The organism is Mucilaginibacter sp. OK268 (assembly GCF_900103125.1).
Lineage (GTDB): Bacteria > Bacteroidota > Bacteroidia > Sphingobacteriales > Sphingobacteriaceae > Mucilaginibacter.
Genome location: NZ_FNJV01000011.1, coordinates 51,168 through 68,388, shown reverse-complemented (window position 1 = coordinate 68,388; position 17,221 = coordinate 51,168). Strand labels below are relative to the sequence as shown.

Genomic DNA, 17,221 nt, shown 5'->3' with positions numbered 1-17,221 from the left:
ATGGGAGAAATCTCAATAAAAATAAATATTGCTGACAGAGTTTACCCATTAAAGGTAAACATGGAGGAGGAAGAAATAATACGCAGGGCGGCTAAACTGATCAATGACCGGATAAAGGAATATCAGGAAAACTACGCGGTAAGAGATAAGCAGGATCTGCTTTCGATGGCGGTGTTGCATTATGCTACATCATCATTAAAAGCCGAGAAGAAGGTTACCGTTGAAGATACCGATATTGCCGAAAAGGTTTATCAATTAGATCATTTGCTGTCTGAATTTTTCTCGAAGTAATTAACGTTCTTACATACATACAGAGCACAATTAAGATTTAACCGCAGTTAAATTTTAGGTTTCACTATTAAAAACTTAACGCTTCAATATTAAGCGGATCAAAGAGGCATGCGTTGCTATTTATACTAACGTAACCATGGTCCCAATATCCGAAATGAAGTTTTTAAATACATGATACTTAAGAGTTAGTTGCGGTTTTTTTATTTATATAACCTTACACCCTAAAAGAAGATGGACGTATTATTATACATTATTATCGGGCTGCTTGTTGGTGCCATTGTCGGCATCGTCATTGGCCGCTTCCTGTTACGGAAGCTTTTTAAAGACCAGGAAACATCGGCGCAGAACAAAGTGAAAAAGATACTGAAGGATGCAGAAAACAATGCCGAGATCCTGAAGAAAAATAAACTGCTGGAAGCCAAAGAGAAGTTTTTACAAATGAAGGCTGAGCATGAGCAGGAAGTAAATACTAAAAATAACAATATCAACCAGCGCGAAAACGGTGTTAAACAAAAAGAACAGTCGTTAAACCAGCGCCTGGAAAACATGAACCGCAAGGAAAGCGAACTGGATAACACCCGTAAAAACCTGGAGAAACAAACAGAAATTGTTGTTAAAAAACAGGAAGAAGTGGAAGTGCTGAAAAACTCGCACGTACAACAACTGGAAACCATAGCTGGCTTATCTGCCGATGATGCCCGTAACCAGTTAGTGGATACTCTGCGTGAAGAGGCCCGTACCAAAGCCATGATCCAGATTAAGGACATTGTTGACGAGGCTAAACTGACCGCTACCAAAGAAGCTAAAAAGATAGTTATCCAAACTATACAGCGTACCGCTACCGAAAGCGCTATTGAAAATACGGTTTCGATATTTAACATCGAAAATGACGAGATCAAAGGTCGTATCATCGGTCGTGAGGGTAGGAATATCCGTGCGCTGGAAGCAGCAACCGGTATCGAGATCATTGTTGATGATACTCCGGAGGCCATCATACTTTCGGGCTTTGACCCGGTAAGGCGCGAGATTGCCCGTTTGGCCATGCATCGCCTGGTAACGGATGGTCGTATACACCCGGCCCGTATTGAAGAGGTGGTTGCCAAAACCAAAAAACAAATTGAAGAAGAAATAGTAGAAATAGGCGAACGCACGGTGATCGACCTGGGTATTCATGGTTTGCATCCGGAGCTGATCCGTATGGTTGGCCGTATGCGTTACCGTTCATCATACGGGCAAAACCTGTTACAGCACTCACGTGAGGTAGCTAACTTCTGCGCTACGATGGCTGCAGAATTGGGCCTGAATGTTAAAATGGCTAAACGAGCTGGTCTGTTACATGATATTGGTAAAGTACCTGATGATAACCCGGAACTGCCACACGCTATTTTGGGTATGCAACTGGCCGAAAAATATAAAGAACATCCTGAAGTTTGTAACGCCATAGGTGCTCACCACGATGAAATTGAGATGACCTCGATGTTATCGCCTATCATCCAGGCTTGTGATGCTATATCCGGCGCACGTCCGGGAGCACGCCGAGAGGTGGTTGAAAGCTACATCAAACGTTTAAAAGAGCTGGAAGAATTAGCCCTTTCATACCCTGGTGTCGAAAAAACATTCGCTATTCAGGCCGGTCGCGAGCTGCGTGTAGTGGTGGAAAGCGAAAAGATAAGCGATGCGCAGTCTGAAGTACTGGCAGCAGATATCTCCAACCGTATCCAAACCGAAATGACCTATCCGGGTCAGATCAAAGTTACCGTGATCAGGGAAACCCGCTCGGTAGCGTTTGCTAAGTAGGCAAAGAGAGAGTCAAGAATTAAGAGTCAGGATCCAAAGGGTTCTGACTCTTTTTTTTCTCCAGTCTTGATTCTTGTTTCTTGACTCTTGCTTCTTTTTTATTCCTGGTCTTGGCTCTTGATTCTTGACTCTTGATTCTTTTCTCCATATATTAGATTAAATTATGGCCTCCAATAATATATCAAATACACCACAACATAGTGCCGGCGATGCTAATCCTATCCGCCCGGTTGATGTTTATTTTGCCAAATACGCCGAAAGTCATCATAATAAAACCAACGAGGCTATCCATTTTATCTGTATCCCGCTTATTGTGTTCAGCTTGCTGGGATTGGTTTGGTCTATCCCTTTTCCATACTTAAAATTCCTGGGTACTTATAATGGTGTGTTTAACTGGGCTTCTTTTTTAATTGCCTTTAGTATTTACTATTATCTTAAACTTTCGCCGGTGTTGTCATACATTATGCTGCTGATATTATTTGGCTTTAGTTATGGCATTATTCAGCTGGAGCATTGGCACCAGGCCGGTGGACCTGCTTTATGGCTGGTTTCACTAATCATCTTCTTTATATCCTGGATTGGGCAATTTATCGGGCATAAAATTGAAGGTAAAAAGCCATCATTTTTAGATGATATTAAATTTTTGCTCATCGGTCCTATCTACCTGCTTCATCTGGTGCTTAAAAAGTTATCTGTTAAGTATTGATAAACAACTTTTACTTAATGTTAACAAAAAGGATTAAATATAATCCTCTGTTAACATGTTGTTAATATTGTAGCTGAACCTTTGTGTTTTAAAAACACACAAATGAAAAAGCTTTACTTTATCCTTTTATCAGTGCTGATTATAGGGGTTGCTAATGTTGCCAAGGCGCAAATTACAACCTCTGTAATAAGCGGAAAAGTTACCGACCAAAAGGGCGTTACCCTGCCTGGCGTAACTGTAACTGTACTAAACACCGGTACAGGAACACGTTACGGCGCCCAGACTAACTCTGATGGTCGTTTCACTATCACTAACGTAAACCCGGGTGGCCCCTATACTATATCGGCCTCTTTTGTCGGGTTTAAAAAAGATGAAAGAACAGATATTACCCTGAGTTTGGGTAGTACTAACTTTAATTTTGCCCTTGCCGACGAAACAACAACTCTAAAAGAAGTAAAAGTTAGAGCTACTGCAGGTGGTACCAAAACCGGTGCAAGTACCCGCATCAACCAAAATCAAATCCGTACTGCGCCTTCTATCAACCGCAGCTTGCAGGATTTGACCAGGAACACACCTCAAAGTAATAATAACTCATTCCAGGGTACCAACTACCGTTACAATAACGTAACGCTGGATGGTGCTATCAACAACGACGCGATTGGTTTTAGCCCATCATTAGGTGGTCAGAACAACGCATCAGGACAAGTAGGTAGCAGTACCCGTACCAGCCCGGTATCATTAGATGCGATACAGGATATTCAGGTATTGGTTGCTCCTTATGATATTAAAATTGGTAACGTACTGGGTGGTAGTATCAACGCCGTAACCCGCAGCGGTACCAATGATTTTACTGGTTCGGTATATGGATTTGGTCGTGGCTCATTTATGGTTGGCCCAAACAATGCTAAAGCCGCTTCTGGTGGTGATGGTTCAAAACTATCTGATTTTCATGATTATCAAGCAGGTATCCGTTTAGGTTTCCCGATCATCAAAAACAAATTGTTCTTCTTTACCAACGAAGAGATTGCCCGCAGACAGGATCCTGTGATCGCAGCTGCAGGTACCGCTGGGTCATCTAAAATTCTGAGTAGGACTGACGCACAAAAACTCGATAGTGCCTTCAGAAAGTATTATGGTGTAGGTCCAGGAACAGCTGATAATACTACTATCTTCTCCAACTCAAATAAGTTCTTTAACCGTTTGGACTGGAATATCGATGATCATAACCAGTTAACCATCCGTAACAATACCATTATTTCAAAAGCAACCAACTTAGAGCGCGATCAGCAAAACTTCCGTTTTAGCGGTATCGATTATACCTCACATAATAACTCCACCTCAACAGTTGCCGAGTTAAAATCAAGGTTCTCTAACAGTTTGAGCAATAGCTTGGTATTAGGTTATTCAAACGTACATGATTACCGTGATCCTAATTCAGATCCGTCATTACCACAGATTGAAATTACTGGCCGTACTCCGGGTACCACCATTTTCATGGGTACCGACCGTGAGGCCGCTATTTTTGATATGCACCAGAAAACTGCTGAGTTTACGGATAACTTAACTTGGACTAAAGGTAAACACACTTTCACTTTTGGTACCCACAATGAGTTTTATAATATCACTTATAACTTCGTAAACTCATGGAATGGTCGTACAGCTTATAGCAGTATTGATAATTTCCTTGCTCAGCAGCCAAGCCGTGTACGTTATAACGGTAATTATACCAATAACAGTCGTGATTATATTTTAGCTAATCCATCAGCTCAGTTTAAAGTTAACCTGTTGAGTTTATATGGCCAGGACGAAATTCAGTTAACTGATAATTTCAAATTGACCATAGCCTTACGTGCTGACTATGCAGATGTACCAAACAAACAACCATTGAGCGATAAAACAACAAACGCTCCGGTTGACCCGAACTATGGTACTACCTTTACTTATACCAAACCTAAGGATATCAAACAAAACTACCTGGGTAATATAGAGTGGAACCCACGCGTAGCATTTAATTATGATGCACTTGGCGATCAAAGCGTTATTGTACGTGGTGGTAGCGGCTTCTTTACCGGTCGTGTTCCGTTTGCATGGTTTGGTTACTCATTTTACAATAATGGTAACACTTATGGTGCTTATGATAACAAATCTCCTGCTGTAGGTGTACCTAAAGTGCCAAGCTTTACTCCGAGTGCTTCTACACAAGTGGATTTGATTGATAATAACTTTAAAATGCCACAGGTTTGGAGAAGCAGCCTGGCTGTTGACTATACTACTGATGATCAGTGGAAATTTACCGGCGAAGGTATTTATACCAAAGTTATTCATGATTTAAAGTTCCAACAGGTAAATACTACCGATCAGGTTACTTATTATCCGTATGATACCCAACACCTACAGCCAATATTTATAAATAAAGGTATTAACCCTTTATATACTAATGCTTACTTACTATCAAACACCAGCCAGGGCTACCGTTACAGCTTAACTGCACAGGCATCTAAATTCACTCAATTTGATCCAAAGAATGCTTTAAATGTTTCGGTTGCTTATACCTACGGTCATTCAAAAGATGTTACCAACGGTATCCGTAACTCCATGGAGTCAAACTGGCAGTTAAATCAGGCTTTAAATCCTAACAACCCCGGCCTGGCAAACTCAAACTTTGATATCCGTAACCGTATCGTATCAAACCTAAACTTCAAGCACGATTGGGATGCAGGTCACAACTATACAGCCAACTTTACCTTCTTCTTTAGCGCGCAAAGCGGTAACCCATATACTTATGATACCTACCCGAGTGCTATCGACGGAACAGGTCAGCAATTAAGTTTAGCTTACATCCCTAACAAAGGCGAAACGTCTAAGTTTATTGTTGATCAGGTAAAAAATGGTGTAGTGGTAAAAACCGCCGCACAACAAGTAGCCGAATTTGATGCGTTTATTGATGCTGATAAATACTTAAGTTCACGCCGTGGTCAGTTTACTGAGCGTAATGCTGCATTTACTCCATGGAATAATCAATTAGACTTCCGTTTTACGCAGGACTTTAAATTTGGTAACGGTAAACACAAACAGATGATCACATTTACTTATGACATCATCAACCTGACCAACTTACTGAATAAAAAATGGGGCCAGTATTATTTCTCAGCCAATACATTCAACTCTTCAGCAAGTGTGGGTTTAACGCCGGTGAGCAAATTACCGGGAGCAGCTGGTGGCCCTACTTTTGTTAAAGATGGTAATGTTGCCTCATACCCAACTTACAATTTTAGCAATCCAGGAGTACCGTATTCTGTTGATTTGTTTGCATCACGCTGGCAAATGCAGTTTGGTATCCGTTATAGCTGGTAATACCGAACAAAACTCAACTAAAACAATAAATAAACACCCTGCCGGTAAAATGGCAGGGTGTTTTGTTTTTATGGCTGTCTGAATCAGAATTTACAGAATTAAAGAATTCGCAAAATAAAAGTTCAACTTAATTCTGAAAATCCTTTAATTCTGTAAATTCTGATTCAGACTAACTTCTTCTTAAAATACAAATAAAACGGTGCGCCGCTTAAAATGAGCAGCAGGCCCATCATGGATGCCAGTGGTTGTGTGATAATGGTATTGATGGTAAGCGCGATACAAAATAATATAATAATAACGGGGATCACCGGGTAACCGATAACTTTTGATTTGATGACGCCTTTTATTTTCATCCGGATCAAACCCCAGGTTGCCAGGGCGAAAAAAGCGTAGGAAGCAAAAATAACCAGGTTGGTGATCTGGTCGAAGGTGCCGCTACATACCAGTATGATGCTCCAGATGGCGGAGTAAAGCAGGGAGATGTGCGGGGTGCGGTAATCAGGATGTATAAGAGCCGCTTTTTTAAAGAAGACCTTTTCCTGCGCCATCCGAAAATAAACCCGGGGGTAGGAGATAATGCAGCCATTTAATGCGCCAAAGGTGCAGGTCATGATCAATACAGCGATAATGATAACACCCGGCTTACCCATGATGATACCCGCTATTTCGGCCGCCGCTATTTTATTACTGCCCAGTAGGGCCAGCTGCGATACAGGCAAAACTTTCATGTAGGCATAATTGAGCAATACATATAAAGTCATGGCGATGCCTACACCGCCAACAATGGCCAGTGGAATGTTTCGTTTGGGATTTTTGATCTCGCCGGTTACAAAGGTGATATTCGCCCATCCATCGTAGGCCCACAACGCGCTGAGCATGGCGCCAAACAAACCGCTGAATAAAGCGGCCCCGGTAGGAGGTTGAACCGCTTCGGCGCCTTTAACAACAACCGGGTGACCACTGTACAGGAAGCCCGCAATAATAAGTAGCAGGATTCCCAGTATTTTGGCCGAGGTGACTATGTTATTTAAAGCCCCGGCCTTACTTACACCTTTATAATTTACCCAGGTTAACACGATAATAGTAAGTACCGCCAGTAGTTTGATGCCCGAGTCGGCAAAGGGAAAAATAGAATCGCCGATACTTATATTTTTAAAGGATGATAAAAACTCGGGCAAGGGCAGCAGGGTATTGACAGATTGCGCAAATACAAAGGAGAGTGCCGCCACAGCACCGCTGCCAACAATGGTAAAGATGGTCCAGCCGAAAAGGAAGGCGATAAAATCACCATAGATCAACCGCAGGTATTCATATACGCCGCCTGTTTGCGTGGTCATGGTGGCCAGTCCCGCATAGGTAAAAGCGCCAAACATGGTGATAACGCCCCCAATGATCCAGGCCAGTAAAATATAAGTTTCGCTATGCAGTGCCTGCGACATCGGCACGATCTTCTTGAATACGCCCGAACCGATCATGATACCGGCTACCAATAAAATTCCGGTAGGCAGACTCAGTACCTGTTTTAGCTGGGGAGTTTCGGTGTGCTTGCCGGCCTGGTTTTCATTCATGGTGCAGGATTGAGGTTGTTACTTGCAATATATTCAATTTCAAACAAAAAGCCCCTGCGGAGAAGCGAACCCGGTAAATTCCAATTCAGCCAAATATTTCGTATCTTTATATCAGCAAACAGCCCGGCCCCTAAATAAAGGAGAGCCGGGCTGTTTGGTTAAAGAACAAAAGAAGCCAAAAAACGACTATTTTGTGTTTAGTTATTTGATAATCAAATATTTAATACTTTTTAAACCTTTCAAAACCCATCAAAAATTTGTTAAAAAGTGTTAAAACGGCGTTAAAACTTTGTTAAAATGGCTAAAAAGCAAGCGTTTTTACCCTGTTTTTGACTAAAAAAGTGTTAAAATTTAAGGTTTAAAAAGGTTTGAGCTGTCATTAAGCCATTGGTTGACTACAGATTTTTACCCAGTTTTTCCAAAATATCCTGGGGTACTTTCTCCAGGTCGAGCACCAGGAAACCATCCAGGCAATCGGCAAATTTCGGGTCGATATTAAAACTGATGATTTTGGCATTAAGCGCGATGTATTGACGCAGCAACACCGGAACTTTCATATTGCGGGTTTCCACCTCCGATATCAGGTTGTCAAGCCCTTTGAAGGTATCTTCGCCGGCCATCAGCAGGTCGGTATCTATTTTGGCAAAGTCGACTTTGAATTTCTTGCGTGGTTTTACATACTGCGCCATTTCATGATCAAAATGGTTGCGGTTAATGTAATCAACAATAAGCGATTTGGAGAATTTGGAGAATGAATTACTGATACTTACCGGTCCGATAAGGTAACGGTATCTTGGGTTATCGATGAGGAATTTGAGAATGCCTTTCCACAGTAAAAATAGGGGAAGAGGTTTGGTCTGATACTCCTTACGGATCCAGGAGCGGCCCAGTTCCAGGCTCTTGCGAAGCACTGGGGTAAACTGGGTTTTAAGTTTAAACAGCTCGGTAATATAAAAACCATTTTTACCAACGCTGTAAAAGATCTCGTCGCCTAAACCTATCCGGTAAGCGCCTACGATCATTTTGGCTTCAAAGTCCCAGATAAAGAGGTGGTGATAGTAAATATCATATTCATCAAGGTCAATGGCCTTGTTGGTGCCTTCACCCACCTCTCGGAAAGTGATCTCGCGCAGGCGGCCAACCTCGCGTATAACATTTGGGATAACAGAAGTAGGGGCTATAAATACCTCGTAGTTCTTCTCTGTCCATACCTTGTAATTTTCGCGCAGGGGCTCTATTTCTTTATCCAGTATAGCCGAATCTATTTCGGGGGCCACAGCTTCGGGCAAGCGCTTTATTTTAAACAGGTTACGCGGGCTGAATAACTTTTTCTCTTCCTCCAGTCCGGTGCCGAGGGCGTAGGTACGGGCACGTAAAAAGTTAAGCAATTTGGCGCTGTTGTTATGATCGGGAATATCCTCTACATTAATAGGCTTACCTATACGCAGTTTAATCGTATGACCATGTTTGTTAAATAATTCAGACGGCAATTTGGCTGTACGAAGCGCAGGATGTATCAGGCTAAGCAAATTAAACAGCAGGCCGTTATTGCCATGAAAATAAATGGGTACTACAGGCACTTTCGCTTTGGCTATGATTTTACCTACAACCGGGTGCCACAGACGATCGGTTACCTGCTTTTGTTCAACTTTAAAGGTAGACACTTCGCCTGCCGGAAAAATACCGATAGGGGTACCATTATTTAAGAGTTCAAGTGTGTTTTTTAAGCCGCTGATGCTGGATGAATGTTCTACATTTTCAAACGGGTTAACCGCTATAAAATAATCACTTAGGTTGGGGATCTTTTTGAGCAGGAAGTTGGCCATCAATTTAGCATCGGGCCTTACCATGCATAATATTTTTAAAAGTACCATACCTTCAATGCCACCGTAGGGGTGATTGGCAATGGCAACAAAGGCACCGGTTTTAGGTATGTTTCGTAACTCGCGTTCGTCAAATTCAATATCAATTCCGCAACCCTCTAAAATGGCGTCAACAAATTCGGGACCTTCTTTTGGTTGGGCCTGCGCAAAAAGTTCATTGACCTGGTTAATTTTCATGAGCTCCATCAATAAAGCGGCCAGGCCCGGCATTTTCAACTTATCCAGTTTGGTGGCTTTGGCAAACTCTTCGGTGGTTATTACTTTCATTTTTTATAAAAAGGGGTGTTTTAATTAACTTATAAATATCCTGAAAATTTATTTATTTTAACAATCGATAAACGCTGTAAATGAAGGCATATTTTAAAAACTACCTGTCTGTAACCAAAAAAGAATGGAACGGAATGGTAGTGCTTATTATTTTAATAGCATTGGTTTTAGCAGCGCCTTATGCTTATCAAATGTTCCGCAAAGATAATATAATAAATTTTAATGAGTTTGATAAGGCCGTTGCCCTGCTTAGTAAAGGTAAAAAGGTAAGCCTGGCGGGTAACTCCTGGGCCAATGAGTCGAAAGTAGCTAATGCCAAATTATTTACCTTCAACCCGAATGAATTATCAGATGCCGGCTGGCAAAAACTAGGCTTAAGCGAGCGTCAGATCAAAGTGATTAAAAATTATGAGGCCAAAGGCGGTCGGTTTTATACCAAGGCCGATGTGAAAAAGATATATTCTATTACCGATGCCGACTATCAGCGTCTGGAACCTTATATCAATATCCCGGAGATCTATCATCATACCGAAAAAGCTGCACCAGGCGAAGTAATTGAAGTAAATAGCGCTGATTCAGCCAAGTTAACCCGTATCAGGGGTATAGGGCCTGCGTTTGCCATACGCATTATCAGGTACCGGGAACGTGTGGGTGGTTTTTATAATAAAGAGCAATTAAAAGAAGTGTTCGGTATTGATGAAGCTAAATACACCGAAATAAAAAGCGGCGTCACAGTAGATAATAAACATATTACCAAAATGAACGTGAACGCGGCCTCTTTGAATGAACTCAGGCGATTTCCATATTTGAGCTTTAAACAGGCCAACGCCATATTGGAATACCACAACCAGCATGGCGATTATACCTCAATTGAGGATATGAAAAATATTGCCATACTTGATGACGGAATTTTACGTAAAATTGAGCCATATTTAACTTTCAAATGATAACCCAGCAAATAAAATCTGCCATTCGTGATATTCCTGATTTTCCCAAGCCGGGAATCATTTTTAAAGATATAACCCCTATACTAAAAGATCCTGTTTTGTGCGATAACATTGTTACCGCCTTTGTTGAACAATTAAAAGGGAAACGGATAGATGTGGTAGCTGGAATTGAAAGTCGGGGATTCTTATTCGGACTCACGCTGGCCACTAAACTGGGGGTACCTTTTGTGCCGATACGCAAGGCAGGCAAGCTGCCATTTACCATTAAACAGAAGGCCTATAAGCTGGAGTATGGCACTGCTATAATCGAATGTCATATAGATGCTTTTGAAGCCGGACAGCACGTATTGATCCATGATGACTTGCTGGCAACCGGTGGTACTGTTACAGCCGCGAGCGAACTGATCAAAGAAATGGGCTGCGAAATAGCCGGTTTCTCTTTTGTAGTAGAGCTTGGCTTTTTAAAAGGTCGCGAGCGTATAATACCGATTAGCGACACGTTAGTAGTATTAGCCGAGTATTAGGAATTGGAAGACGGTTATTAATCTTTAAATGAAATAACAAACATTGTTCCTTCATTTACTTTATATAACCGCCTAAACTGATAACATGGTTATGAACCAGGTACAAGCCAATGCCTTTACTATCTGAATGCTCGTGAAATTTTTGAGTAAGTCTAAATATTTTGTCTTTTACTTTATCTATATCAAAACCCAAACCCTCGTCCTTGGATATTAACTGATTAACGCCGTTTACTTGTTTCGAATATATGGTGATAACAGGAATACAACCCGTTTTTACGTATTTGGTGATCAGGTTGAGTAATATGTTTTCTAAGTAGGCTCTGTTAAATTTGACCTTTTTTATTTCAGAAAGATCAGCATTAATAATTGTTTTGGAGTTAGATATTAATGTGCTTAACGATCGTTTTACTATCTGGAAGCAATCATTTAAATCAAGTTCTTCTATGTGGACACTTAATATGTCTTTTTGAGTCAAATCGTCCACATACCTGTTTAAAGTATCCTTCAGATTTTCTGTGGCCGATTTCAGCAAGCCTATAAATTCAAGTGTTTCCTCATCCTCAATTTTATATACATCCAACAAATGAAAAACCGATATTAAGTTACTGACCGGCCATCTGAGGTGGTATCCGTTAATTGTTTAAGATCCCTGTTGATCTTTGTTAAATTGGCAAGCAAGGTATTTCTGTCCTCCTCAAGTTTCTTCTTATGGATAACGTTTTTCACGATAGCAAACACTATTTGCCTGCTATCAACGGGCATCGAGATTCAGGAAAGCCAAACTATTTCACCTTCTTTGGATACATACCCGTTTTCGAAATTTAAAAGAGAGATGTTTTTTTAAATATTTTCGCGGTAATATCCGTATCTGCCGGATGAATAAATGAACTAATCGACCTGGAGTACAATTTTGCATTGGTGTACCCCAATGTTAGAAACTATTTGGTTGATCTTTTTAAAATACCCGTCATACTCTGGTTACGCAAAACAGGTTGGGAGACAAGTCAAAAAAGAGTTCTAAATTGAAAGCTTCGCCTCGTTTTAGGATTGTAACCGTTCTTTTGAATCCCTTCATTTATAAATTGTTCATTTTGGTCGCGTTGATTATATTAAACTATAAAGAATAAAATTATTACTTAAATCATAATGAAATGGAGCTGTAACAATCCTGTTTACATTTTTTGTTGTTTTAAAATCATTCGCTAAGGATATTGGGCGGCTTTAGTTACTATGCTAAATCCCCCAATTATCAATATTCGTGATGTGCGTCATTTTATAGTCGCGATCATTACTTTACTTTTAACCGGTTTATGTGAAACGAGATAGGTTGAAGGAGATATAAAAAGCTATATAAATTACCTTTACTTTATTAGTATGTTGTTTAATTCAATAAGCTTTGCGCTTTTTTTGCCGGTGGTTTTTATACTGTACTGGTTTGTTACTAATAGGAGTTTAAAGGCCCAAAATATACTCTTGCTTGTTGCAAGCTATTTTTTTTATGCCAGCTGGGACTACAGGTTTTTATTCCTGCTGATCTTTTCAACATTACTTGATTACTTTACCGGGATAAAAATAGCCGAAGCCCTCAATATTAAATATAAAATAATGTGGCTCTGGATCAGTATATCCCTAAATCTTGGTTTTCTGGCTTTCTTTAAGTATTACAATTTTTTCTCGGTCTCTTTTGCCGAAGCTGCCGCCCAGTTTGGTTTTAAGGTAGATCCCTGGATAATTAAAGTGATCCTGCCGATAGGCATTTCCTTTTACACCTTCCATGGTTTATCATACGTGATAGATATTTATAAAGGGCGCATTAAACCCGAAAAAAGTTTTATTGACTACTCTGTGTTTGTTAGTTTTTTTCCGCTGCTGGTAGCGGGCCCAATCGAACGTGCTACCCATCTTTTACCCCAGATTAAAAAGAAACGTTTTTTTGACTACACCAAAGCAATTGATGGGTTAAGGCAAATTTTATGGGGATTATTTAAAAAGATAGTTATTGCCGATCAGTGTTCGCATTATGTAAATTTGATATTTAACAATTCTTCGCATTTTTCGGGTAGTGATCATATTATAGGGGCTGTTTTCTTCGCCTTTCAAATCTATTGCGATTTTTCTGGCTATTCAGACATTGCCCTGGGGGTAGCCCGGCTGTTTGGCATTGAGCTTTTAAGAAACTTTGCCTTCCCTTATTTTTCGCGTGATATAGCAGAGTTTTGGCGACGCTGGCATATTTCACTTTCATCATGGTTTAAAGATTATTTGTATATCCCCTTGGGCGGCAGTAAAGGAGGGATATGGATGAAGGTCAGGAACACATTTATCATATTCCTGGTGAGTGGTTTCTGGCATGGCGCAAATTGGACCTATATTATATGGGGCGGTTTAAATGCGATTTATTTTTTGCCCCTGCTTATCTTAAATAAAAATAGGACTAACCTTGAAATTGTAGCGAAGGGAAAACTGTTATCCAGCGCCAGGGATTTTGCAGGGATATTAATCACCTTTAGTCTTACGGTTTTTGCCTGGATATTTTTCAGGGCTGTAAGCGTAGGGGATGCTATTAAATACATTACCGAAATGTTTTCAAGCCCCTTTTTTACCTATCCAAGCCAGTTAAACAACCCGTTTATACTACTTATTTGTCTCTTTTTAATGGTTGAATGGATAGGCCGCGAACATCAATATGCTTTAGGGAGTCCTAAAATTGCTTTTCCAAAATTTGTGAGGTGGTCATTTTATTACGCCCTTGTATTTGGCATATGGTATTTTGCGGGTTCAGAGCAGCAGTTCATTTATTTTCAATTTTAACTATGAAAAAGTTTATCACCTATGTGCTGATGTTTTTATCTCCCATAGTTATATCGGCTGTTTTAATGGAAGTGCTCTTGAGAAAAATACCGAATGATTATCAGTATAAATGCAATTACCTTGATAAAAATTCAAATAACATCAATGTACTCGTCTTAGGGTCTTCGCATGCTTACTACGGTATTGATCCACAGCTTATGAGCCATAAAAGCTTTAACGCAGCCTATGTGGCCCAATCCTTATTTTACGATTGGCAAATAATAAAGAAATACGATAAAAACTGGCAGAATTTGAAATTTATCATACTGCCTGTTGATTACTTTTCTTTATACGGAAAACTTGAAAATGGTATAGAAAGCTGGCGTGTTAAGGATTATAATATTTACTACGGCATAAGCAGCCATAACTATACAGATAATAGTGAAGTGTTGAACAATAAATTGCTTCTGGATATGGTAAGGATCAAGTCTGCCTATTTAAATCATGAGCATGCCGTACTTTGTTCAAGGTTGGGTTGGGGAACTGATTATTTGTCGCGTAAAAAGAAGGATCTGCTTAAAACCGGGAAATTAGCTGCAAAAAGACATTTTGTTATAAAGGAAGGCTATTTTAATGAAAATGTGAAGGTTTTAAGATCCATTATTGAGTACGCAAATAAAAATAATGTTAAAGTTTTGTTGTATACCTCGCCCGCTTATAAAACCTACGTGCAAAATTTAAATCCTGAACAACTTAATAGTACTATAAATATGCTTTACACAATAAGTAAAAAATATGATAATGTTTTTTACATTAATTTACTTAACAACGGTTCATTTAAGGCAGGTGATTTTTATGACGCCGACCATTTAGATGACCTGGGAGCAAAGAAGCTCACTTATAAAATTGATAGCTTACTATTAACGATAGAAAAGAGTAAGAGCAAGAATTTTCCACCCTTGATCACTAATAAAACACTAGTAAGCAGAATTATAAAAAATAAATTTTAAATTCATTTGTCACTAATTAGCAGCTTTAAATTAACTAAACCGGATAATTATACCAGATACCAATTGGTACTTCTTTTTACATGCCATTAAGGTAAAACTATCTTGATAATTAATCCGTTACTTTGCTAATAACCAATTACAAAACATGGATTCTTTATTAACAGACAGCCCTGTAGGGTTTGATTTTTCTATTAACGATAACCAACGCATGGTGGGCCAGATGGCCAAGGATTTTGCCGAAAAAAATATCAGACCACACGTAATGGAATGGGATGAGGCGCAGCATTTTCCGCTTGAATTATTTAAACAAATGGGCGAACTGGGTATGATGGGTGTAGTTGTACCTGAACAGTACGGCGGCTCGGGTTTTGGGTATGCCGAATATGTAACCGTCATATCAGAAATTGCCCGGGTATGCGGTTCGATAGGTTTGTCGCTGGCAGCACATAATTCTTTATGCACCGGCCATATACTGGCTTTTGGTAACGAAGAACAAAAACTCAAATGGCTGCCTAAACTAGCTACAGCGGAATGGTTGGGAGCCTGGGGACTTACCGAGTCGAACACCGGATCTGACGCGATGGGTATGGCTACTACAGCTGTATTGGATGGCGATCATTATATAGTAAATGGTTCAAAAAACTTTATTACCCATGGTAAATCGGGTAATGTGGCGGTAGTGATGGTGCGGACAGGGGAAAAAGGCGATTCGAAAGGGATATCGGCCTTAGTTATTGAAAAAGGTACACCTGGTTTTACCCATGGCAAAAAGGAAAATAAGATGGGTATGCGGGCCTCAGAAACTACCGAGCTTATATTTGATAATTGCCGGGTACCGAAAGAAAACCTACTGGGTATGCAGGGCGAAGGCTTTAAACAGGCTATGACTGTATTGGATGGTGGTCGTATTTCTATAGCTGCTTTATCATTAGGCATTGCAAAGGGCGCGTTTGAAGCCGCGGTGGCTTACTCCAAAGAGCGTAAGCAATTTGGACAATCGATCAGCAATTTCCAGGGGATATCTTTTAAGCTGGCTGATATGGCTACAGAGATCGAGGCCGCTGAACTTTTGGTGATGCAGGCTGCCGACCTGAAAACCAGGCATCTGCCGGTAACCAAGCAATCGGCCATGGCTAAGTATTATGCATCTGAGGTAGCGGTACGTACCGCTAACGAAGCTGTACAGATATTTGGCGGATATGGTTATACCAAGGATTTCCCGGTTGAAAAATACTACCGCGACGCTAAGTTGTGTACCATAGGCGAGGGGACATCAGAAATACAAAAGATCGTGATTAGCAGGGAAGTATTGAGAGGATAGAGATCATATCAACATATTGCTAATAACTTACTTGCTGTTAAGACCCAATTTACCTGGGGTTTAACCCCTTTCATTTGCTATTTTTAAATGTCTGTTTGTCAGTAAGTTGTGCTTTGTCATGCTTGCTGACAAATTGACAATATTTACACGCTGATGACTAACTGAAAAAGAATCTATATGATTCCCTGATTTAGTTTGACGAAAAATTGAAAAACTGACCATTGCTTAATGGCCGATGGAGTTAAACTGCAAAACCATTTTTTTGCTTTTTATTTTTAAGGGGTTTTAGGTATTCTGTCAGATTTATCTGGCATAAACACCTGTGTTTTTTAATAAATCAGGATTTATTACTCTTGAAAATCGGTTTTTTATCATCACTTATCGAAAATCAGCCTTAAAATTTAATAATCTATTTGTTTTTCCATTGATTTTTAAATTTCAACAAAATCAAAAATTACCCAATTTTCTGATAAAAATAACTTTTCAGTGATGGCATGTTTTTAGCGGCAACCCATGCGGAAAAGAATTAAATATTAATCAAAAAAATTAAAGTTATGTTAGTTGTATTAGAAGTTGTTGCGTTTTTAGCTGTTATTATATTACCCTTGATCCCAGCTAAAAAAGTTGCCAAATAATTAACGGTATTATCCCGATAGAACAAAAAAAGGATGGGCATTTGCCCATCCTTTTTTTGTTCTAAAATAAATGCGATTTGGTAACGGGGTATTTTGTTATTATTAACCTATGTAACTGATAGTTACAG

General features: G+C 39.9%; 13 protein-coding genes. 9 read left to right on the top strand and 4 right to left on the bottom strand.

Annotated features, from left to right (window positions below; all coding sequences use genetic code 11):
• From BLR84_RS25840 to BLR84_RS25825, 4 genes are all read left to right on the top strand, one after another.
• Nucleotides 1-291 (top strand): cell division protein ZapA, encoded by a 291-nt coding sequence (locus BLR84_RS25840; protein ID WP_090473157.1) that lies wholly within the window; start codon nt 1-3, stop codon nt 289-291.
• Between the two features lie 231 nt (nt 292-522).
• The gene (rny, locus tag BLR84_RS25835) at nt 523-2,088 is read left to right on the top strand and encodes a ribonuclease Y (RefSeq protein WP_090473156.1); all 1,566 of its coding nucleotides are present in this window, start codon (nt 523-525) and stop codon (nt 2,086-2,088) included.
• Nucleotides 2,089-2,251: 163 nt separating this feature from the next.
• The gene (locus tag BLR84_RS25830; protein WP_090473155.1) at nt 2,252-2,794 is read left to right on the top strand and encodes an Mpo1 family 2-hydroxy fatty acid dioxygenase; all 543 of its coding nucleotides are present in this window, start codon (nt 2,252-2,254) and stop codon (nt 2,792-2,794) included.
• Nucleotides 2,795-2,896: 102 nt separating this feature from the next.
• Nucleotides 2,897-6,148, top strand: coding sequence for a TonB-dependent receptor (locus tag BLR84_RS25825; RefSeq protein ID WP_090473154.1), 3,252 nt, complete (start codon nt 2,897-2,899; stop codon nt 6,146-6,148).
• Between the two features lie 164 nt (nt 6,149-6,312).
• On the opposite strand, the gene BLR84_RS25820 is transcribed toward BLR84_RS25825, so the two are convergent.
• A complete protein-coding gene (locus BLR84_RS25820) occupies nt 6,313-7,716 on the bottom strand; it encodes an APC family permease (RefSeq protein WP_090473153.1) in 1,404 nt (467 codons plus the stop codon).
• Nucleotides 7,717-8,111: 395 nt separating this feature from the next.
• Nucleotides 8,112-9,866 (bottom strand): lysophospholipid acyltransferase family protein, encoded by a 1,755-nt coding sequence (locus BLR84_RS25810; RefSeq protein ID WP_090473151.1) that lies wholly within the window; start codon nt 9,864-9,866, stop codon nt 8,112-8,114.
• Between the two features lie 80 nt (nt 9,867-9,946).
• Here BLR84_RS25810 and BLR84_RS25805 point away from each other — a divergent pair, with 80 nt between their 5' ends.
• Together BLR84_RS25805 and BLR84_RS25800 are read left to right on the top strand one after the other, a co-directional pair.
• Nucleotides 9,947-10,813: a ComEA family DNA-binding protein gene (locus BLR84_RS25805; protein ID WP_090473150.1), complete on the top strand. Its 867-nt coding sequence runs from the start codon at nt 9,947-9,949 to the stop codon at nt 10,811-10,813.
• On the top strand, nt 10,810-11,337 hold the full coding sequence (locus tag BLR84_RS25800; RefSeq protein ID WP_090473149.1) for an adenine phosphoribosyltransferase: 528 nt from the start codon (nt 10,810-10,812) through the stop codon (nt 11,335-11,337). The genes BLR84_RS25805 and BLR84_RS25800 overlap by 4 nt, the downstream gene beginning before the upstream one ends.
• Before the next feature lie 55 nt (nt 11,338-11,392).
• Here the strand turns inward: BLR84_RS25800 and BLR84_RS30305 are convergent, their stop codons facing one another.
• Both BLR84_RS30305 and BLR84_RS30300 read right to left on the bottom strand, forming a co-directional pair.
• Complete coding sequence (locus BLR84_RS30305) at nt 11,393-11,917, bottom strand: phytochrome family protein (RefSeq protein WP_218128490.1); 525 nt, start codon at nt 11,915-11,917, stop codon at nt 11,393-11,395.
• Nucleotides 11,918-11,934: 17 nt separating this feature from the next.
• Nucleotides 11,935-12,099 (bottom strand): hypothetical protein, encoded by a 165-nt coding sequence (locus BLR84_RS30300; protein ID WP_218128488.1) that lies wholly within the window; start codon nt 12,097-12,099, stop codon nt 11,935-11,937.
• Between the two features lie 612 nt (nt 12,100-12,711).
• Here BLR84_RS30300 and BLR84_RS25790 point away from each other — a divergent pair.
• The 3 genes from BLR84_RS25790 to BLR84_RS25780 all read left to right on the top strand — a co-directional run bounded on the left by BLR84_RS25790 (nt 12,712) and on the right by BLR84_RS25780 (nt 16,458).
• Complete coding sequence (locus tag BLR84_RS25790) at nt 12,712-14,148, top strand: MBOAT family O-acyltransferase (protein WP_090473148.1); 1,437 nt, start codon at nt 12,712-12,714, stop codon at nt 14,146-14,148.
• A 2-nt stretch (nt 14,149-14,150) separates the two neighbouring features.
• The gene (locus BLR84_RS25785) at nt 14,151-15,137 is read left to right on the top strand and encodes a hypothetical protein (RefSeq protein ID WP_090473147.1); all 987 of its coding nucleotides are present in this window, start codon (nt 14,151-14,153) and stop codon (nt 15,135-15,137) included.
• A gap of 145 nt (nt 15,138-15,282) precedes the next feature.
• Nucleotides 15,283-16,458, top strand: a complete 1,176-nt coding sequence (locus BLR84_RS25780; protein ID WP_090473146.1) for an acyl-CoA dehydrogenase — start codon at nt 15,283-15,285, stop codon at nt 16,456-16,458.
• Nucleotides 16,459-17,221: the final 763 nt, after the last annotated feature.